This is a genomic window from Microbacterium salsuginis (genome assembly GCF_012524205.1).
Classification (GTDB): Bacteria; Actinomycetota; Actinomycetes; order Actinomycetales; family Microbacteriaceae; genus Microbacterium; species Microbacterium salsuginis.
Window position 1 is genome coordinate 138,376 of sequence record NZ_JABACI010000004.1, and the last position, 20,647, is coordinate 159,022.

Below are 20,647 nucleotides of genomic sequence, written 5' to 3' on the forward strand. Positions count from 1 at the left end.
TCGTTACTTGATGCCGGCCAGACGGACGCCGTTGACGATGTAGCGCTGGAAGATCAGCACCAGGATGATCGTCGGCAGCGCCGCGAGCGTCGAGCCGGCCATCAGCAGGCCCCACTCGTTGCCTCGTTCGGATCGGAATCCGGCCAGGTACTGCATGATCTGCTGCAGGCCCGGGTCCTGGATCGTCAGGATCGGCCACACGTACGCGTTCCAGTACGCCAGGTACGACCCGACCCCGACGACCACGAACACGCCTTGCGACTGCGGCAGGAAGATCGACCAGAAGATGCGCCAGCGCCCGGCCCCGTCGATGAGCGCTGCCTCTTCGATCGCGATCGGCGTGTTCAGGTAGAACTGCCGGATGAAGAACATCTGCGCGGCCGCCGCCACGCCGGGGATGATCAGCACCGCGAGGGTGTTGAGCATGCCGAGGTTCGATACGACCACGAACGAGGTCAGCAGGATCGCCATGCCGGGGATGAACATCGGGGTGATGCAGTAGATCCACCAGAACCGCTTGAAGCGGAAGTCCAGGCGAGCGAAGACATAGGCGGCGAGCGAGTTCACGACCAGGCTCAGCAGCGTGAAGATGACCGCCCCGATGAACGTGAGCACCATCGCCTGCACGAAGGCGGGGTCTTGCAGGATGTCGGCGTAGTTCTGCCAGATCCAGATGTCGGGGAAGAACTGGAAGGGTGTGCGCACGACCTCGGTCCTGCCCTTGAAGCCCGAGATCAGCATCCACGCCAGCGGAAGCATCGTGGTGACCACGATGAGCGCGGCCAGGATGTAGGTGGCGACGCGGCGCCCCATGGAAGTCGTCATGTGATCGGGTTCCCTATGCGTCGATCGCCTTGTCGGAGCGGATGACCCGGAAGATCAGCACGCTGATCGTCCCGAGGACGAAGAAGAGGATGAGCGCCGCCGTCAGCGAGAAGCTCGTCGCGTACGGCGTCGGGTCCTTGAACGTGTTGAAGATGAAGAGGTTGGGCGTCATCGTCGAGTTGGTCGGACCGCCGCCGGTCATGATGAGCGGCAGCTCGAACTGCTGCATGCCCGCGATGGTCGCCGTCACCAGGAGGTAGAGCAGCACGTTCTTCATGAGCGGGATGGTGATGAACCACGTGCGCTGCAGGTAGTTCGCGCCCTCGAGCTGAGCCGCCTCGTAGTAGCTCTGCGGGATGTCGTACATGCCCGCGAGCATGATGAGCGTCGTGATGCCGAAGGCGAGCCAGATCCCCGGGATCGAGATCGCGGGCAGCGCCAGGTTCGGATCCGAAAGGAAGGCGTACGGGCCGAGGCCCACGAATCCGAGGAGCCAATTGATGATGCCGCCGTCGGCGCGGTACATGAAGATGAAGACGATCGACGCGATGACCGCCGAGACGACCGTCGGGATGTAGACGGTGGTCTTGAGCAGGCCTGCGAGGCGGATGCCGCACGAGCGGATGAAGCTGGCCATCAGGAACGCGATGATCATGATCGCGGGGACCGTGTAGAGGACGTACATCGCGCCGATGCCGATCGAGCGCCAGAACTCGGGATCTTCGAGCACGTACTGATAGAACTGCAGGCCGACGAAGACCGGTTCCTCGTAGAAGCTGATCTCGAACGTCGACAGATAGAACGACCACATCAGCGGCCACCACACGAAGATGCCGAGCAGCACGATCATGGGCGCCAGCATCAGATACGCCGTGCGGTTGGCCATCATGTGCTTGCTCACGCGCTCGCGCACGGGGCGACGGCGACGCCCCTTGATGGGCTGTTCAGCGGCGAGCGTGACGTTCGCTGCCGTCCCGAGATGAGTCGTCGTCTGCGGCGACATCGTCATGGTGGTCTCCTTCGAGGGGTCCAGCGGGTCGAGGTGAGGGGTGGGCCGCGCGGGCCCACCCCTCACGGGCGTCAACCGCCTGCGCCGGCGAGCTTCTGCTTCTCGATGATGTCGTCGATCGCGGCCTGCGCCTCGGCCATGGCCGCGGGGATGTCGCCACCCCTCATCGCCTTCTCGATGCCGGTGGCGAAGGCCAGGCTCACATCCCACGGGTACGCGGGCTCCGCCTTCGCGAAGGGCACGATCTGCTCGGTGATCGTCGCGAGGAACGGGCTGGCGCCCGCCTCCTCGGTGGCGGCGACGGCCTCGGTCACCGAGGTGCGCGCCGGGTACTTCGAGAAGCCGGTGGCCGTGAAGAACTCGACCAGGCGCTCGGTGTCATCGGCGAGCAGCCACTCCACGAACTCCGCGGCCCCCTCCTGCGCCTTGGACTTGGAGTCGACGGTGAGCGTCCATCCGCCGAGGGTGGACGTCGGCAGCGTCGGGTCGCCGTTGTGCGAGGGGAACGGCGCGACGTTCGTGTTCTCCCACACCTGCGCCCAGTCCGGGTTCTGACTGAGCTGGCCGAGCGCCCACGAGCCGCACGCGCTCATCGCGACCTTGCCCTCGCCGAAGAAGGAGCAGTCGGCATAAGGGTACGTGGCCTCCTGCGGCATCAGCTTCTCCTGGTAGAGCGTCTGATACAGCAGGGCGAGATCTTCGTAGGCAGGATCGTCGGCGGATGCCTCGGACCAGTCGCCGCGCAGCGGCAGGTCGCCGGCCACGTTGTACTGCAGCCCCCAGCTGGACCAGCCGAGATCGGGGGCGGTCTGGGCGATGTTCATGCCGAGGACGTCACCGCTTGTGAGGGCACGGGCGTCCTCGATCAGCTCGTCCCAGCTCGCCGGCGGAGCGTCGATGCCTGCCGCCTCGAACAGATCGGTGCGGTAGAACAGCACCGTCGAGGGCTCGACCAGCAGCGGGTAGCCGTAGACGCCGTCATCGACCGTCACGAACGGCTGGATGTTCTCGGCGATGTCGTCGAACGCGCTCTCGTCCATGAACTCGGTGAGGTCGGCGAGCTGGCCGTTGGCCTGCATCGGCTTGATGTTGCCGTAGTTCGTGGTCTTGACGTCGGGAGCCTTGCCCGCGGCCTGTGCCGCCTTGAGCTTCTGGTCCCACGTGTCGGCGGGCACCACGAGAAGCTCGACCTGGACGTCGTCGCTCTGCTCGTTGAACTCCTTGACCTGCTCCTTGAACCAGGCCTGCTGATAGTCCTCGAACTGCTGCTGCCAGAAGATCACCTTGGTCTTGCCGTCCTCGGTGGTGGGCGCGCCACCGCCGCCGGCGCAGCCCGCCAGGAGCGTGCCCGCGGCCGCCGTCGCGACGGCGGCGAGCATGAGCCTGCTGTTTCTCTTGTGCATTCGTCCCTCCTCAGGAACACGACTCTTCGGTGAGTCGGAGCTGTGGCCGGTCAGGGGAGCCGGTCTCACGGATCCAGCGATCGGCGGCCTGCGCGGATCACCACTGATCTCGTCTCGGGTCAGAGTAGGCGAAATCGATTTCAAGTGCAATGGGCGCAGCGAGGATCCTGTTGCGCTTCTGCGTGGCACAGGCCATCACCTGCGAGCGGAAGGCGCCGAATTCCGCGCCCCGTGGCGGCGCGGCGCACTTCGGGAGCACCCGAAGCCGTCTGTATCGATTTCACAACGCGCGATCGCACCGTGGGTCACGACGCCTTCTCCAGGTCGACGGAGAACCAGAACACGTTGTACGGTCCCCACAGCGACAGCGAGAAGTGGATGCGTCGGCCCCCATCGGTGGCGTAGCGCGGGTTCATGTAGGGCGAGTACAGCCCAGGGTAATCCGAACGCGACACCAGGAGGATCGGATCGTTCCAGGGCCCCCACGGGGTGAGGCCTTCGCGGATGTACGCGTTCCCATCGTCTGAGTACGTCATCAGCCATCGGTCCAGATGCTCGGAGAACATCACCGAGAGCTCGCCGATCGTTCCTTCCACCACGAGCTCGGCGTCGGTCATGGCGGTGGACCAGAACGGCGCCCCGTCTTCGCCGGTGCCGGCGAAGTACGAGTATGCCGAGAGGTCTTCCACCGACTCCTCGGCCGCGGGAACGCGCATGAGCGCCACGCCCCCGAACCGCCCCGAGGGGATCGTCCAGAAGTACACGTACTCCTCGCCGCCGTCCGACACGATCACCGGCGCGACCTGGACGAAATTCGAATCGCCTGGCCAACGCGGGCCATCCAGGGCCGTCCACGTCTCGCCCTGATCGGTCGACTTCGCGAGCCCCGCGTAGTTGGCGTCCCACGCTCCCGGCTCGCCCCAGTACGACACTGACATGTACGCGATGTAGAGCGTGTCGCTGATCGCGAAGCCGTGCGTGGGAATCTTGGTGACCTCGCCCTCGCCGTCGTTCGGGTCGTGGTCGCCCTCGACGAGCGCCTCCGCCCAGCCGAGGTCGTCGGCCGGTGCCCATCCGTCGAACGTGATGCCGTCGGCGGGGTCGTCGTCGGTGGTCCACGCCGATACGTTCGAGCGCCAGATACCGCCCTGCCCGCCGATCGATTCCGGGTCGCGCTGCCCGAAGGTGTCGCCGAAGAAGAAGTAGGTGCGGTCACCCAGGTTGGTCATCGATCCGAGGTCGGTTCCCGCGACAGCGGCGGCCTCGGTGTCGTTCATCGCACCTGGCCCGGTGAGCTGAGCGACCTCGGTGAGATTCGACACGTCCGTCAGGACGAACGGCTTGTCCTGGTCGGCGTCCACCTCGGGGGCGGCCGGCGGTCCCCCGGAGCACGCGGTGAGCGCCACGGCGAGAGAAGCGGATGCCGCAACGGCGGCGACACGGACCCGGGAGCGTGCAGCAGACATGATCCTCCTCGATCGTCGGTGCCACCATACGGCGATGAGCACTCAATCCGAAATCGATTTCAGGGTAGTCTGTCCCGGGTCTTGCCCCGTGTGAGCTGCGCGCTCCCCGCCGAAAGGACCGACATGCACGATGACCTCAGCTTCGATCCCCGCGACCCATACATCCCGCTCGAGGACGGCGACGGCATCCGGTGGGCCGTCCAGGTCTTCACGACCTCGAACGGCTACGGACTAGACGGGGCCGACCGCGCCACCGACCCGGAGAGCAGCCGCTTCGGATTCGCGCGGCTCGGACAGCAGCGTCGCGTGGACGCCGGCGAGGCCTCGATCCGCGTCGAGCGCGACGGCGACGCGTGGACCTTCCGCATCGAGGTCGCGCACGTCGAGCCCGTCAAGTCGGTGAAGCTCATCCTGCGCGGGCTACCCGCCGCCGAGCTCGCGAAGGGGTGGTGGAGTCCCACGACACCGCGGGGCACCACGGCGCAGCCGCCGCTGCAGTGGAACTACCCCGGGCCCACATGGGCCACCCGGTGGGCGGCCGCCGGTGCGGTGTCTGTCTCGATCCGCTCCGCCGTCGTGTCGGGCACGGTGCTGCACGTCGCCGCGCCGCCGTACGGCGAGGGCACGGAGGTCGAGATCGTGCATGCGGTGCCCGCATCGGAGTGGAGCACGCACGTGACGGTGCCGCCCATCCGCCTGGCGATCGCCGCCGACGCCGCCGACGCCGCCGAGCGCGACCTCGGGGCGCATGTGCGCGCGATGCGGGCGGCATTCGGCGTCCACGGCTGGGACGAGAGGCCCGATGTGCCGGCGTGGGCGCGCGACCTCGACCTCGTGGTGACACTCCACGGCCAGCACTGGACCGGCTACGTCTTCCACACGTTCGACGACATGGGCCGGCTGCTGGCGGAACTCGCCGCCGACGTCGACCCGACGCGCACCCTCGTGTATCTGCCGGGCTGGGAGGGCCGGTACTACTTCGACTACCCTCACTACGCCCCGAGCCCGGAACTCGGCGGCGACGCCGGGTTCCGCAGGCTCGTCGATGGGGCGCGCTCCCTCGGATACCGGGTCATGCCCATGTTCGGCGCCAACGGTGCGAACGCAGCGAGGTACCCGGAGTGGCAGGACGCTGCGATCCGGAACCCGAGCGACCGATACCCCGTCATGCTGAACGCCCCGGACTGGGACGGCGACCGCTACCCGGAAGGCGACCAGGTGTTCCTCAATCCCGGCGAGCCGCGCTTCCGCGCGCACCTTGTCGACGCCGTCAGTCGCACCGTGGAGCGCTACGACGTCGACGCCGCCTTCTTCGACACGGCATCGTTCTGGTTCGACGATCCGCGATACCCGCTGTACGAGGGCTACCGTGCGCTCACGACCGAACTGCGGGCGCGGCATCCGGGTCTGCTCCTCGTCTCGGAGGGGTGGTGGGATGCCATGACCGCGCTGTTCCCGATGAGCCAGCAGTGGCTCGGCATCGAACGCGACATCTGCGCACCCGGCCTGGTCACGGACGTCGCTCGCACGACGGCCCATCTCGCAGACGGCACGCCCGTCTCCGGGAGCACCGGCGTGCACGAGCAGGGCTTCCGCTCCCCCGCACCGCCGCGTCGGCTGGCCGGCCACCTTCCGGTCATCGCCTACGCGGGCGGTGACGGAGCGGCGCAGCGCGCGGCTGCACGCGAGCTACGGCTCACGGCCTCACCTGCCGGGTCGGACGGCTGACCGGACCGCGTCATCCGGGCCGCACCACCACCGCTGCGCCGCTGCGGGCGGAGCATCTCGTCAGAGGCGAGATCCTCAGTCATGCCCAGCGAGGAGATGGCGGGCGACCGCCTCGGCGACCGCCTCCTCGCGTCCCGCGACGCCGAGCTTGCGGTAGACGCTCTTGACCTGGGTCTTGACGGTGTTCGGCGAGACGCCCAGGTCCGTCGCGATCGCCGTCAGCGGCCTGCCCGAGGGGAGGGCGCGAAGCACGATCAGCTCCCGCTCTGTCAAGGCAGGTCGCGCCGTCGAGTGCGGCAGGGCGGATTCGACGGGCTCGATGGCTGAGAGTGCCCGGCTGTGCAGCAGTGCCCAGACGGCCTGCGCATCCGTCGGTGGCAGGAGGGCCAGCGGCAGACTCAGCTCCCGGTCATCGAGCAGTGCACCGAGATGCCGCGCCTCTTGATCGGCGGCCCCATCGTTGCCGGTACGGAGCAGGGCTGCCGTGCGCAGGGCGGCAGCCTCGGCACGAACCCTGGCAGCGGTCGTGCGGGGGCGGGGCTGGCTGAGGATGCGGAGCGTGTCACGGGGCCGATCGTCCACCAGTGCGATCCGGGCTCGCTCGACCACCGTCTCGAAACGGTCTTCGGGTGCGTCCTTGTGAAGGACCGCCTTGGCGGCCTCGGGGTTACCCTGAGCGAGATGGAGGATGGCACGGGGCCGACTCAGCACGCGTCGCGCGCTCGCTCCGTGCCCCTCACGCCCGCGCAGCTGCACGAAGGACTCCAGCCGCGCCGACGCCATCGCCGGACGGTCGAACCGGAGCGAGACCAGCATCTCCACAACAGCCATCGTGAGCCAGTGCTCGCTCGTCGCGCGATGCGCCTCGAACGCCGCGACATGTTCTGCCGCACGCTCGATATCACCCTCCTCCAACGCCAGAACGGCCTCGGCGACCCGATAGAACGTTCCCCGATAGCCGTCGAGATATCGTGGCCCCCACCCGCCGTCGCGGATGAGCTGGACGTAGTGCCTCGCCTCGGGCAGGTCGCCGTCCAGAGCGTGGATGCCGCTGAGCATGGCGAGGTTGCTGATCGCATGCTCGTGGACTCCGGCCGCGGCGAGGGCGGCGCCGTACGCGAAGCACTCGATGGCCTGCCGTCTGCTGCCGCCGTAGTAGAGCGAGATGCCCAGCTGTGCGCACAGCAACGGCACCTGCTCCGCATACGTCTCCTGCTGGTCCTCCGGGGTGTCGACCAGCAGACGCAGCGCCCGCACGGCGACGGTCGCCGCGCGCTCGTGCATGCCGAGGACGCGGAGCGCCACGCTCTCTGCGACCCAGATGAAGAGACGGTCGGCGGCGTCGAGATCGGAACGTTGAGAGTTCGCCGCCGAGACCGCGAGGCGGAAGAGCTGCAGACCGCGGACGCGCCTCACGCGAACCCCGTTGTAGCAGATCGCCAAGAGCATCACGAGCAGGGGCTCTTCGCGCAGGCGTGCCAGCGGGATCGGTCCGAGGATCCCGCGCACGCTCATGCCGTGGTTCAACAGCTCGTACCACGACGCCATCACGACCCGACGAGCCAACGGAAGTTCGCCGCCCTCGACGGCCACTCGCAGCGCCACCACCGGTCTGCCGTGGCCGAGTGCCCACTCGGCATAGGTCTGCCGGAGCCGGGGAAGCTCGCTCGCATGTCGCCGCTCCAGCTCCCGCCGAAGGAGCTCTCGCGCGAAGGGCGCGAAGCGGAACATGCGCCGTGAGTCCTGCCGCGACCAGGACCCGAAGCCGTAGGTCTCGGCATCATCGAGGAAGCTCTCGACCCGCGCGTCCCCTGCAAGGTCGCGTGCGAGCGGCACGTCCACGGCGTCAGCGAAGCTCACCTTGAGAAACGCGGAGATGAGCGCGGGGTCGTAGCCGGATCGCGCGATCCGGATCCTCATGTACTCGGCGACAGCCTCGAGCGCGGCGTCGGCCAGCGGCTCTTCGCCACGCGGGCGGTGTCGCGCCATGGCGTGAATGATGGCGGGGAAGCCGTTCGTCGCGCTGAGGATCTTTCGCCCCACCTCGGCGTCGACATCGAGTGCGCGACGGATCTCGTCCTCGTCGAACATCAGCTCTAGCGGCCCGATGACGGAACGGTCCACCAGTAATGACAGGCCGTCGGAGTCGAGCACGGTCTGGCGGTTGGAGGCGGCGACCACCCGAAGCTGCGGGTGCGCGGCGACGGTCGCGCACAGTTCCACGAGCGCGTCTCGCTCGAGGATCGCAGCGTCGTCGAGGACGATGGTCACCGGCTCATCCAGGTCGGCGAGGACATTTCGCACCGCATGCCAGCCGGCTGTGACATCGAGCTCGTGAGCATCGGCTCGTCCCAGACGCTGAAGGATCACGCTCGCCAGCCCCGCCCTGTCGGCTCGGTCGGTGGTCGCGGTGATCCACATGAGGCGCGACCCATCCCGGGGGCCTCGCTGCGCCCACTCCCGGAGAACGACCGTCTTACCCGCGCCGCACGCGCCCCGCAACACGGTGAGCGGCGCACCGGCGTCGAGAAGCTCGAGCACTCGTCGCCGCGAGATGACATCGCTGGGCACTCTCGGCACTCCGACATCGAGCCGCTGGGTCAGCCACACTTCGAACACATTCTTTCGTCAGGCCCCAGCCCAGCCATTCTGTCAGTCGCCAGACGCACGAGGCGCGCGTCCGGCTGCATGTCCGTCCCCCACCGGATCGTCGTTGTGCCCCGCCTCGCGAAGGCGAGGCACAACGACCCGGGCCGATCCCAGGCGAATCAGGTCACCGGCTCACCTCACCCGACGCCGTCGGGAGGCGCCGGCGGTGGTGAATCAGCAACGCGGCCGCTCCGATCAGCAGCAGCAGGCCGGCGATCCCCGCGCTGGTCCACGCGATGGTGCCGCCGGTGACCGCAAGTCCTGGTGGCGGTGCGGGCACATCGTGCTGGGTCAGGCAGGCGCCGTCGGGGTCGCAGATGGCTCGCTCGTCGGGGCTGGTCACGACATTGCGCAACTGGGCCGGACCGGCGGCGGTGACCTCAACGGAGTAGGTGATCGTCACGACCTGGCCCACCGACAGGTCGCCGGTCCACGTGAGCGTGCTGCCCTCGCGGGCGACAGTCCCGGCGCTCGCGGCGGCATCGTCGTTCCATGTGGCGTCGTCGAGCACTCCGGACAGGTCGTCCGTGACGACGGCGTCGATGACCGCACCCTCGCCGCGCTGCGTCACCGTGACGGTGTAGGTCACGGTGTCACCCGCGCGGACAGTGGTTCCGGATGCCGGATCCGCCGTCTTGGCGTAGACATACCCGCCGGTCTTGTGGATCGTGCGGCACTCCTCGGTGCCGTCTTCCGCTGTCACGCACTCCCCCGCCGGCGAAGTCGTGGTGACCACGTTCGCCAGGGTGGTGTTGCCAGCTCCGGTCACGGTCACCGAATAGGTGATCGCGACCTCGTCGCCGGGGGCGAGATCGCCGCTCCACGACAGCGCGCTGCCGTCCACGACGGCTGTCCCGGCGGTTGCCGCGACATCGCCGTTGTACGTGGCGTCATCGAGCACGTCGGTCAGGTCGTCGGCGACGGATGCCGCAACCGCTGCCGGGCCGACCTGCACCACGGTGACGGTGTAGGTGACGACGTCGCCGGCCTGCACGTCGCTGTTGTGAATCGGGTCGGCCATCTTCGAGTACTCGAACCGGCCCGTCTCATGCGTCGTCTCGCACAGGGGATCCCCGCTGGAATCGAGCTCGCACTCGCCGTTCTCACCCGGCGTCACCACGTTGGCGAGCGTCATGTCGCCGTCCCCCGTGACGGTCACCGCATAGGTCACCGTCACGCTGCCGCCCACCGCGAGGTCACCGGCCCACTCCACGACCTCGGTATCCGGGTCGAAGGTCGCCGTTCCCGCCGTGGCGGCGAGGTCGTCGCTCCATGTCGCGTCGTCGAGCACGGCCGACAGGTCGTCCTCGAACGACGCGCCGGTCACGGCCCCGGGCCCGTACTGCTCCACGGTGACCGTGTAGGTGATCGTGGAGCCCACGGCCACATCCGTGCCGGATTCAGGGTCGGACGATTTGGCCACCGCGTAGGCCCCCGTCTGGTGCGTCGTGGTGCAGTCGACGGCATCCACGCAGCCGTCGCTGGTCACGACGTTGGTCAGCGTCATGTCGCCGGTACCGGTCACCGTGACCGAATAGGTCACCGTGACGACGGCATCCACCGCGAGGTCGCCGCTCCACGTCACCGTCGGTGCGCTGTAGTCAGCCGTCCCCGCGCTCTCGGCGAGATCGTCGTTCCACGTCGCGTCATCCAGCACCGCGGTCAGGTCATCGGTGAACGACGCGTCCTCCACCGCCGCCTCACCCACCTGGCTGACGGTGACGGTGTACTCGACCGTGTCACCGATCTGCACATCGCTCCCCGACACCGGATCCGACGTCTTCACCGTCTCGTAGCGACCGGTCTGATGCTCGGTCTCGCAGTCCGCGGCCGACTCGCAGCCGGGCGACTGCACCGTGTTGCCGATCAGCGTGTCACCGGCGGCGGTCACCGTCACCGAATACGTCACCGTCGCCACATCACCCGCGCCCAGGTCACCGGTCCACGAGATCACCCCGTCGGTGTATGTGAACGTGCCGGCCGAGGCGACGATGTCGTTGTTGAACGTCGCATCATCCAACACACCCGTGAGGTCATCGTTGAAGAACTGCGCCACCACACGACCCAGACCCGACTGCGTCACCGTCACCGTGTACTCGATCACATCCCCGATCTGCACATCGGAACCGGATGCCGGGTCACTGGTCTTCACGGTGGTGTACGAGGCCGTGTAGTGCTCCGTCTCACACACCTCCTGCGAGACGCAGCCCTCACTCGAGACCACGTTGTGCAGGTGGGTGTCGCCGTCCCCGGTGACCGTCACCGAGTAGGTGAGGGTCACCACCTCGCCCACAGCGAGATCACCCGACCACGACAACACCTCCGTCGCGGCATCGAACGACAGCGTGCCGCCCGTCGCCGTCTCGTCCGAGTTCCACGTCGCATCATCCAGCACGTCGCTCAGGTCATCCACCAGCGACGCCCCGAGGTATGCGGCCTCACCCTGCTGCGCGATGGTGAGGGTGTACTCGATCGAGTCACCCTCGTCGACATTCGACCCATCCACCGGATCCGACGACTTCACCACCGAGTAGTCCGCGATCGTGTGCTCGACCGGGGGACATCCCGCCTCCGGGCAGCCCGGACTCGTCACCCCGTTCTCGAGGAAGTAGCTGCCGCCCTCGGCAAGAGCCGCGGAGTCCTTGATCGTCACGGTGTAGGACACCGTCGCCACTCCGTCGACAGGCACCGTGCCGTTCCACGACAGCACCCCGTCCGTGATCGCCGCGGTGCCGATCGAGGCGGTCGGCCCGGACGTCAGGTCGGCGTCGTCGAGCACCTCGGACAGATCGTCGGAGAAGAGCGCCTGGGCGGGCGCCGCCCCCTCCTGCGTGACCGTCACCGTATAAGTGACCTCGTCACCCGGGTGAAGCACCGTTCCCGACACCGGGTCCGACGACTTCGCGACGGAGTAGTTCACCACGTCGGCGCCTGCCGGATCGCAGTTGATCGTCGGCGCCACGCCCGAGTCGGAGGGGATCGCCGCCGACCCGCAGGCGGTGTTCACCACGCTGCCGCCGCCGGTCATCGTGACGGTGAACTCGTGCGTCTCGGACGCGCCCGGTGCCAGCTCATCCACCGTGAACGAGCCCTCCGGGAACAACGAGTCCGTGACCTCGAGGTCTGTCAGCGTGCCCTGACCGGTGTTCTCGATCACGATCCGATACGGCACCTCGTCGCCGACGCGGTACGTCGGGTAGTCCTCGACCGTGTTGGCGTCGCGCCAGGTGCCCGCGGCATCCTGCACGTACTTCTTCAGCGTCGCCGAGTAGTAGTTCGCCACCGTCATCGACGCGGATGTGCGCATGACCAGTTCGGTGTGCTCTGCACGCGCCTGCGCACGGTTCACGAGTGTGTCGCCACCCTCGACGCCGTCGGTGGCGACGTGGACCGTGAAGGCCTGTGTCGCACCCGCCGGGAGCTCGGGACCGATCACGCGGACCGCCGTGGCATCCGTTGTGAAGGTGGTCGACCAGCCTGCCGTGCCGCCCGTGGGATCACCTGCGGCGCCGTTCGAAGGGTCGGCCGGGTCATCGGTGAGGGTGGCCGGGTCGGCCGTCGTGTAGTAGACGGTGGCACCCGCTGCGGCCTCGACCTCGGTGAGCTCGTATGAGCCGGCGAAGCTCGTGCCGCGGCTGTCGCCGACGTACGGGAGGATGTCGATCGTGTCGGTGAACGCCTGCGGCAGCGGGTCGAAGGATCGCAGCGTCACCGTCCACGACCCCTCGCCCACCCCGTCACCCGCCAGGTTCGGGATGAACGGCGTGTCCGCGACCTTGGCGATGCTCGTGTAGCCGTCGGTGCTGACGGTCACCTGCGCGGCGACAGGGGCCGTCACGACGCCACCGTATGCCGCGGTCGCGGTGTTGACGAGCGCCTGGCCAGGGGGCACGGATGCATCGGCGATCGCCTGATAGGTGAGCGCGTTCTGCGTGTTGGTCGCGACGCCGTTCAGGGTCCAGCTGAGCACCTGACGGCCCTGCAGGTCGGTCGTCACCGTCGGGGCGGGCGACGCCGAGCCGGGCACGTAGGTCATCCCGACCGGCAGGGTGTCGGCGATCTGATAGCCGTCGACGGTCGGCGGCACCTGTCCGGCGCCGTTGGCGGCGTAGGTGAGCGTGAAGGTCGCGGGGACACCCGGGGTCACGGCGCTGCGATCGACCGACTTCGCGATGGCCGGAGCCGCGTCGACGATCCGCAGGACGTCACGGAACCCCGTCGTGCACGGATACCGCCAGCCCGGGGTGTTGGTGATGCAGCCGGCGTAGTCGGGGCCGGTCCACGAGTTCGGCGCCGGCGAGTCGTGGATGCCGGAGAAGAAGCTCCACACCTCGGTGCCCGCGGGCGTGCCGGGACGGATCCGCAGGTTCGCGACCGGCGTGATGCTGGGGTCGTCGACGTGCGCCTCGGCCTGGCCCTGTGTCATGACGACGCGGACCGCCTTGACGTCGGCGAGGTTCGCCGGCGGCGTCGTGCTCCACCCCGCCGCGGGGGCGCAGTCGAAGGCACTCGGGTTGTAGCCCGGGCTCGCCGGATCGAGGTTGGGGCTCGTGCCGGTGTAGTACTCGAAGGGCGCGCCTGGGACGCCGCCGAGCGGCGTACCCCAGTAGAAGGCCTCGAGAGTCACGTACCGGGTGTCGAGCGGTGCGCACATTCCGACGAGGAGGCTGTCGTCGCGATGTGCCCAGCGCTGCCACCCGGTATCGAGGTACTGCCCGACGAGAGTCCCCGCCGCGACCCGATAAGTGTCATCCCACGTCGTGCCGCCGCTGCCGGTGTAACCGCGGCCCCACCCGGAGGAGTACGTGCCCAGCGGCTGCCAGGTCTTGGTCTCGCTGTTGTTGGACGGGTCGTCCTGCGCGGTCAGCCCGGTCGCCGACGTGTACACGGGGGCGCTGGAGGTGACAGTCGTCGATCCGCCGGGGACGTTGAACGTCCGGACGAAGAGCGATCCTGATGCCAGAGCCACCTGGTCGGTCGGCAGCAGGTTGCCGGCGGAGTCTCGAGTCGGGATGTTCGCCGGGTCGTAGTCGATCCCGTTCAGTGTCATCTGGAACGTGTTCGGGCCGGTCTGCGCGACCGAGCAGCTTCCGACGAACGACGTCATGTGGGTGGACGGATGGCTGCCACCCGACCACGGGTGCCCATCGGATGCGATGTTCATGTCGTACGGCGTGCATCCCTGCGGCGCGATCTGGATCGCCCCGCCCTGGGGTGAGGCGATGGTGAGGTCATATGTGATCGTCTGCGGTCCGGCGTCGCTGCCGAGCCCCTTGCTGAGGGTCCACTCGTAGCTTGTCTCGAAATAGTTCGCTCCGCTGGCGACATAGGCCGCGCCGGTTCCCCAGCGGATGTCCATCGCGAACTCGTTCGTGATCTCGATGGGATCCAGCGCCGCCGCCTGATCGCCGATCGTGCCGGCCGCCGACACCTGCGACCCGGTGGAGCCGTCCACGGTGATCGGCGCCTGGATCGCGACCGCGGTGCCCTCGGCCTGGGTGCCGAGATTGCACACGAGGGTGCGGCCGTCAGGAGAGATGCTCGACACGGGGTCCACCGCGGTGGTCACGCACATGTTCGGGACCGAGGCGAAGCGCCCGTTCTGGGCGACGAGCGTGACGGTGACGTTGTCGACGGGGTCGTTGACGGGCGCGGCCGCGTCATCGTTGAGGTTCAGATGCCACAGCCCCGTCACGACGTCGCCGCTCTTGACCGACGTGGCGGTGCCATCGACCCACCGCGCGGTGAGCTCGTAGACCGTCGCCGCCTGAGCGGCCGTCGCAGGCAACAGCGCCATCATGAGCGCCGCGACGGTCGCGGTCACCACCGAGACGGACGAGATGCGGCGTCCTGCAGACCGTCGCTTGGATGTGGAACCGGCCGAGATTCTGGGCACGAAGAGACGACTCAAGATTTCCCCCCTGGGAACGTCACGAGCGCGGCGCCGAGATGACGACGCACTCTTGAATCGTTCCTACCGGGATTCTGAGAACCTTCTCACGAATTTCACCCGGTCCTTCACCCCATGGAGCAGAGCGCCCGGGTCACGGGGTGTCGTCGTCGTCCTCTTCGGCCTCAGGGGCCGCGGGAAGGGGGTGGCGCGGGCGCCATACGACGAGCTCGGTCGCACGGCGCACGCGAGTTCCGTGGCGCAGCGTGACGACCGCGCCGGTCGATCCCGCCGCGAAGACGCGAGCTCCCGGGCGCTTCTCGAGCTCAACACGGACCCGCTCCTCGAGATCGCGCACGCGCCCGTGGAGTTCGCGTACGCGGTCCTCGAGTTCGAGGATGCGCGCGATCGCGGGGAGCCCGATGCCGTCGGCCGACATCCGCGCCACTTCGCGCAACTGAGCGACATGGCGCAGCGAGTAGCGGCGCGAGCCGCCCTGGGTGCGCGCAGGGACGACCAGGCCCAGCCGGTCGTACTGCCGCAGGGTCTGCGGGTGCATGCCCGAAAGCTCGGCGGCGACGGCGATCGCGAAGATCGGCGTCTCGTCGTCGATCTCGTGCTGCTCGCCCATGGTCATCACCTCCTTGTACCCGGTCGTTGAGCGAGCGAAGTGAGACGAAACGCCTCGAGTACACGCCGAACGTCGGCTCGACGCGTGTCGTCTCGCTCGTTCCTCGCTCGCTCAACGACCGGAATCCGGACCATGGTCTAACCTCGTGCCTTGCTCATGAGGTCGGCGCGCGGGTTCTCCTTCGGCTCCAGATCGTGGAAGCGCTGCAGCGCCTCGCGTGCCGCGTCGTCGAGGTGCGACGGGACCGCCACCTGCACCTCTGCCAGCAGATCCCCGGTGCCCTTCTGTGTCTGCACACCCCGGCCCTTGACGCGCAGCACCCGCCCCGACGGCGTGCCCGGCGCGACCCGCAGCTTGACCGGATCACCACCGAGGGTGGGCACCTCGATGGTGGCGCCCAGCGCGGCCTCGGTGAAAGTCACCGGGACGACGACGCGCAGGTTGAGCCCCTCACGCGTGAAGACCGGGTGCGGGCGAACGGCCACCTGCACGACGACGTCTCCGTTCTCGCCGCCGTCCGGCGAGGGGCGACCGCGGCCGCGCAGACGGATCTTCTGCCCGTCCGAGACGCCCGCGGGGATCTTGACCTTGAACGGCTTGCCGTCCTCGCCCTGCAGTGTGATCGTCTCGCCCTTGGTGGCGGTGATGAAGTCGATCGTGGTGCGCGCCGTGACGTCCGCGCCGCGGGTGGGGCCGCCGTAGCCGCGGAATCCGCCCGTCGGCTGACCGAACCTGCCCGACCCGAAGCCGGCGCCGCCCTGCTGCTGATTGAACATCGCGAAGATGTCGTCGAAGTCCTCGGCGGACTGGTAGCGCGCGCCACGGCCCTGGTTGAACATGCTGAAGACGTCTTCGAAGCCGCCGGCGCCGCCGGCGCCACCGGCCGTGAAACGCGCCCCCGAGCCCATCGCCCGGATCTGGTCGTACTCCTTGCGCTGCTCCGCGTCGGAGAGCACCGAGTACGCCTCGCTGATCTCCTTGAACTTGGCCTCGGCCGCGGCGTCACCCGGATTCGAATCGGGGTGGTACTTGCGGGCGAGCTTGCGGTACGTCTTCTTCAGGTCCGCGTCGGAGACGTCCTTCGAGACGCCGAGCACCGAGTAGAAGTCCTTGTCGAACCAGTCCTGACTGGCCATGCATGTCCTCCCGGTGCTACTCGGCCGGCACGGCGACGACGACCTTCGCGGGCCGCAGTTCGACCGAGCCGAGGCGGTAGCCGATCTCGACGACCTCGAGGATCGTCGGCTCGGTCACACCAGGAGTCGGCGCCTGGAAGATCGCCTCGTGCTGCTGCGGGTCGAACACCTCGCCCGCTTCGCCGTAGGTGCGAAGGCCCATCTTCTCGGCGACGCCGCGCAGCTTCTCGGCGATCGCGGTGAAGGGCGAGCCCTCCTCGAGATCCCCGTGCTTCTCGGCGCGGTCGAGGTCGTCCAGCACCGGCAGCAGGCCCTTCGCGACCGCGCCCTGGGCGCGCTCGATCTCGAGCTCGCGCTGCTCCTCCGTACGGCGGCGGTAGTTGGCGTACTCCGCCTGCAGTCGCTTGAGGTCGTTCAGCAGCTGTGACTCGAGGTCGGCCAGCACAGCGTCCTCGGCCGCGGCGTCCGCGTTCTGCGATGCCCCGAGGATGTCGTCCACCGTGAGCTCTTCGCCCTCGGCGCCGGTGTCGCCGGCGTTCTCCTGGCCCTCCTGCGGGTCGGACCCGGAAGCCTGCGCTTCCGGGTCCTCGCCACCGGGGACCTCGTTTTCGTCGAAGTCCTTGTCGGCCATGGTTACTTCTTCTCGGTCTCGTCTTCGTCTTCGACGACCTCGGCGTCGACGACGTCCTCATCGGGGCTCGTCGGCTGCGAGCCGTCGGCCGATGCGTCCGCTGCGGCATCCGGCGCCGCCTGCGAAGCCTGACCGGCGGAGTAGATCGCCTCGCCGAGCTTGCCCTGGCTCTGGCTGAGCTTGTCGAACGCCGTCTTCACGGCCTCGTCGTCATCACCGGCGAGCGCCGACTTGAGCGCGTCGACGTCGGCCTGGACCTCGGTCTTGACGTTCTCGGGCAGCTTGTCGTCGTTGTCCTTGATGAGCTTCTCGATCGAGTACGACAGGGTCTCGGCCTGGTTGCGCACCTCGGCGGCCTCGCGACGCTTCTTGTCGTCGGCGGCGTGCTCCTCGGCCTCGCGCACCATGCGCTCGATGTCCTCCTTGGGCAGCGACGAGCCGCCCGTGATGGTCATCGACTGCTCCTTGCCGGTGCCCTTGTCCTTCGCAGAGACGTGGACGATGCCGTTCGCGTCGATGTCGAAGGTGACCTCGACCTGCGGGATGCCGCGGGGCGCGGGGGCGATGCCGGTGAGCTCGAAGGTGCCCAGCGGCTTGTTGTCGCGGGTGAACTCGCGCTCGCCCTGGAAGACCTGGATCGCGACAGACGGCTGGTTGTCGTCGGCGGTCGTGAAGGTCTCGGATCGCTTGGTCGGGATGGCGGTGTTGCGCTCGATCAGCTTGGTCATGATGCCGCCCTTGGTCTCGATGCCGAGGCTCAGGGGGGTGACGTCGATGAGCAGCACGTCCTTGCGCTCGCCCTTGAGGACGCCGGCCTGCAGGGCGGCGCCGACAGCGACGACCTCGTCCGGGTTGACGCCCTTGTTGGGCTCCTTGCCGGCCTCGCGCTGCACGAGCTCCGACACGGCGGGCATGCGGGTCGAGCCGCCGACCAGCACGACGTGGTCGATGTCGGCCACCTTGATGCCGGCCTCGCGGATGACGTCCTCGAAGGGCTTCTTGGTGCGGTCGAGCAGGTCCTTGGTGAGGTCCTCGAACTTGGCGCGCGTGATCGTCTCGGACAGCGACACGGGGCCGGAGTCGGTCAGCGACAGGTACGGCAGGTTGACGCTCGTCGAGGTCGACGACGACAGCTCCTTCTTCGCCTGCTCGGCGGCCTCCTTGAGACGCTGCAGCGCGATCTTGTCGCCCGACACGTCGACGCCCGTGGTGTCCTTGAACTGCTTGATGAAGTAGTCGACCAGGCGCTGGTCCCAGTCGTCACCGCCGAGGCGGTTGTCACCGGCGGTGGAGCGCACCTGGATGGTCGAGAAGTCGTCGTCCTTGCCCACCTCGAGCAGCGAGACGTCGAAGGTTCCGCCACCGAGGTCGAAGACGAGGATGAGCTCGTCCTCCTTGCCCTTGTCGAGGCCGTACGCCAGAGCGGCGGCGGTGGGCTCGTTGATGATGCGCAGGACGTTGAGGCCCGCGATCTCGCCGGCCTCCTTGGTGGCCTGGCGCTCGGCGTCGTTGAAGTACGCGGGAACCGTGATGACGGCATCCGTCACCGTGTCGCCCAGGTACTGCTCGGCGTCGCGCTTGAGCTTCTGCAGGATGCGCGCGGAGATCTCCTGCGGCGTCCACTTCTTGCCGTCGACGTCGAAGCCCCAGTCGGTGCCCATGTGGCGCTTGACGGACGAGACGGTGCGGTCGACGTTGGTGACGGCCTGGCGCTTGGCGGTCTCGCCGACGAGCACCTCGCCGTCCTTGGTGAACGCGACCACCGAGGGGGTCGTGCGGAAGCCCTCGGCATTGGCGATGACCTTGGGCTCGCCACCCTCGAGGACGCTCACGACCGAGTTGGTCGTACCGAGGTCGATTCCAACAGCACGTGCCATGTGATTTCTCTCCTTCTCAGGGGCGAGACGGATGCCTCGGCCCAGGGTTTGCGGGAAGTCAGCTCGCGCCCACCAAAGGTGAGCCGCGATGACTCAACCCTACTCCCACCCCTTCGAAGGTGTCAAATGAACTTGATATGACTCGACTCAAGTTCGGGCGAAGGTGTCGTCGAGCCAGTCGAGAACGCGCCGGTTCAGCAGTGAGCGGTTCATCATCTCGCAGTGGCCGCCGGCGCCCTCGGCCGCCGTGAACCGCAGGACGGTCGCATCGCGAAGCGCCTCCGCGAAGGCGGGCACCCCTGCGGCGAGGGCGTCGTTCTCGGCGTGCGTCAGCAGCACCGGACAGCGGATCTCGTCCACGCGGTCGATGCGGTACTCGGCCGTGCGCTCGAGGAAGGACTTGAAGTCCGTGACGCCGTTGACCCAGAACCCGCGCTGGATGATCGACCAGCGCATCTTGCGGTCCTGCTCGATGACCCCCATGATGCGCTGCACGGTCTCCTCGTCGAGCGCCGAGAGGTCGCTCGCCTCCTCCTCGGTCGCGCCCAGCCGCCGCGCGAACACCGACAGTCCCGCGCCGAGATCCTGCTGGCCGGGATCGGCGATGCACGCCGCGATCCGGGAATCGCCCGAGGCGGCTCGCGGTGCGAGATAGCCACCGAGGCTCCAGCCGCTGACCGCGATGCGGTCGGGGTCGACCAGCGGGGAGGTGAGCGCGTGGTCGATGACCGCCGAGACGACGACTTCCCAGTCCGGCCGCATCGGCACGCCCTGCTCGTACAGCACGGCGCCCTGCCCGGGTCCGTCGAAGAGCAGGCAATGGTAGCCGCGGCGGAGGGCTGCCACGGCCGATGCGAAATACGAATCCGTGACGGTCGCGTCGTAGCCGTTGACGAGGATCAGGAGGGGGCGCACCTCGGTCTCATGACCGAACGCGGGGATGAGATACACGGGCACGTGCGCATCGTCCACGGTGACGGACGCGGGAAGGACGCCGCGCAGGGCCAGTCCGGTATCGAAGGCGTCGATCTGCCGGCGGAAGCCCTCGAGCAGTCGCGGGTCCACGGGCGTGCCGTAGAGCGGGTGGTACGAGCTGGCGTAGAAGGCGCTGGCCCGCAGGTAGAGATCGGACGCACCTGCCCGACCGGCAGCGGCCGCGGCCTCAGCATCCGCCCTCACCTGGTCGCCCGCGGCCATCCAGGCGTCGAAGAACGCTCCGTCGTCACCGTCGCCCACAGCCGCTGCGACGGTGGCGACTTCACCCCAATCGCCACCGCCGAACGGTGTGTACCCCAGCATCCACATGCCGAACTCGTCGTGGAACTCGTCGGCGAACAGTCTCCCCGGCGACATGCTCATATGGGAACGCTAGGGGTCCGCCTGCACGGTGTCATCAGAATCG

Annotated in this window: 12 protein-coding genes; 1 reads left to right on the top strand and 11 read right to left on the bottom strand. The window is 68.2% G+C overall.

The features are described from left to right. Positions 1 to 3: 3 nt before the first annotated feature. The 4 genes from HF576_RS12515 to HF576_RS12530 all read right to left on the bottom strand — a co-directional run bounded on the left by HF576_RS12515 (position 4) and on the right by HF576_RS12530 (position 4,703). Complete coding sequence (locus HF576_RS12515; protein ID WP_168913167.1) at positions 4 to 825, bottom strand: carbohydrate ABC transporter permease; 822 nt, start codon at positions 823 to 825, stop codon at positions 4 to 6. A gap of 13 nt (positions 826 to 838) precedes the next feature. Next, on the bottom strand, positions 839 to 1,834 hold the full coding sequence (locus HF576_RS12520; RefSeq protein WP_240948899.1) for a carbohydrate ABC transporter permease: 996 nt from the start codon (positions 1,832 to 1,834) through the stop codon (positions 839 to 841). A 71-nt stretch (positions 1,835 to 1,905) separates the two neighbouring features. Then, positions 1,906 to 3,237 (bottom strand): ABC transporter substrate-binding protein, encoded by a 1,332-nt coding sequence (locus tag HF576_RS12525; protein ID WP_168913168.1) that lies wholly within the window; start codon positions 3,235 to 3,237, stop codon positions 1,906 to 1,908. A gap of 305 nt (positions 3,238 to 3,542) precedes the next feature. After that, positions 3,543 to 4,703: a glycoside hydrolase family 183 protein gene (locus HF576_RS12530; protein ID WP_168913169.1), complete on the bottom strand. Its 1,161-nt coding sequence runs from the start codon at positions 4,701 to 4,703 to the stop codon at positions 3,543 to 3,545. Positions 4,704 to 4,826: 123 nt separating this feature from the next. Between HF576_RS12530 and HF576_RS12535 the strand changes: the two genes are divergently transcribed. Continuing rightward, positions 4,827 to 6,431 carry an alpha-amylase family protein gene (locus tag HF576_RS12535; protein ID WP_168913170.1) on the top strand — a complete coding sequence of 535 codons (1,605 nt, stop codon included), beginning with the start codon at positions 4,827 to 4,829 and terminating at the stop codon, positions 6,429 to 6,431. 75 nt (positions 6,432 to 6,506) lie between these two features. Here the strand turns inward: HF576_RS12535 and HF576_RS20770 are convergent, their stop codons facing one another. The 7 genes from HF576_RS20770 to HF576_RS12570 all read right to left on the bottom strand — a co-directional run bounded on the left by HF576_RS20770 (position 6,507) and on the right by HF576_RS12570 (position 20,604). Further along, entirely contained in the window at positions 6,507 to 9,050 is a 2,544-nt protein-coding gene (locus HF576_RS20770) for a LuxR C-terminal-related transcriptional regulator (protein ID WP_168913171.1), read from the bottom strand. Positions 9,051 to 9,204: 154 nt separating this feature from the next. Next, positions 9,205 to 14,976: a DUF7927 domain-containing protein gene (locus HF576_RS12545; RefSeq protein ID WP_168913172.1), complete on the bottom strand. Its 5,772-nt coding sequence runs from the start codon at positions 14,974 to 14,976 to the stop codon at positions 9,205 to 9,207. A 148-nt stretch (positions 14,977 to 15,124) separates the two neighbouring features. After that, positions 15,125 to 15,601 (bottom strand): heat shock protein transcriptional repressor HspR, encoded by a 477-nt coding sequence (locus HF576_RS12550; protein ID WP_168913173.1) that lies wholly within the window; start codon positions 15,599 to 15,601, stop codon positions 15,125 to 15,127. A 137-nt stretch (positions 15,602 to 15,738) separates the two neighbouring features. Then, positions 15,739 to 16,737, bottom strand: a complete 999-nt coding sequence (locus tag HF576_RS12555) for a DnaJ C-terminal domain-containing protein (RefSeq protein ID WP_168913174.1) — start codon at positions 16,735 to 16,737, stop codon at positions 15,739 to 15,741. Positions 16,738 to 16,753: 16 nt separating this feature from the next. Continuing rightward, entirely contained in the window at positions 16,754 to 17,368 is a 615-nt protein-coding gene (locus tag HF576_RS12560; protein WP_168913175.1) for a nucleotide exchange factor GrpE, read from the bottom strand. 2 nt (positions 17,369 to 17,370) lie between these two features. Next, positions 17,371 to 19,245, bottom strand: coding sequence for a molecular chaperone DnaK (gene dnaK, locus HF576_RS12565; RefSeq protein WP_168913176.1), 1,875 nt, complete (start codon positions 19,243 to 19,245; stop codon positions 17,371 to 17,373). 147 nt (positions 19,246 to 19,392) lie between these two features. Then, positions 19,393 to 20,604, bottom strand: coding sequence for an alpha/beta hydrolase family protein (locus HF576_RS12570; protein WP_168913177.1), 1,212 nt, complete (start codon positions 20,602 to 20,604; stop codon positions 19,393 to 19,395). Positions 20,605 to 20,647: the final 43 nt, after the last annotated feature.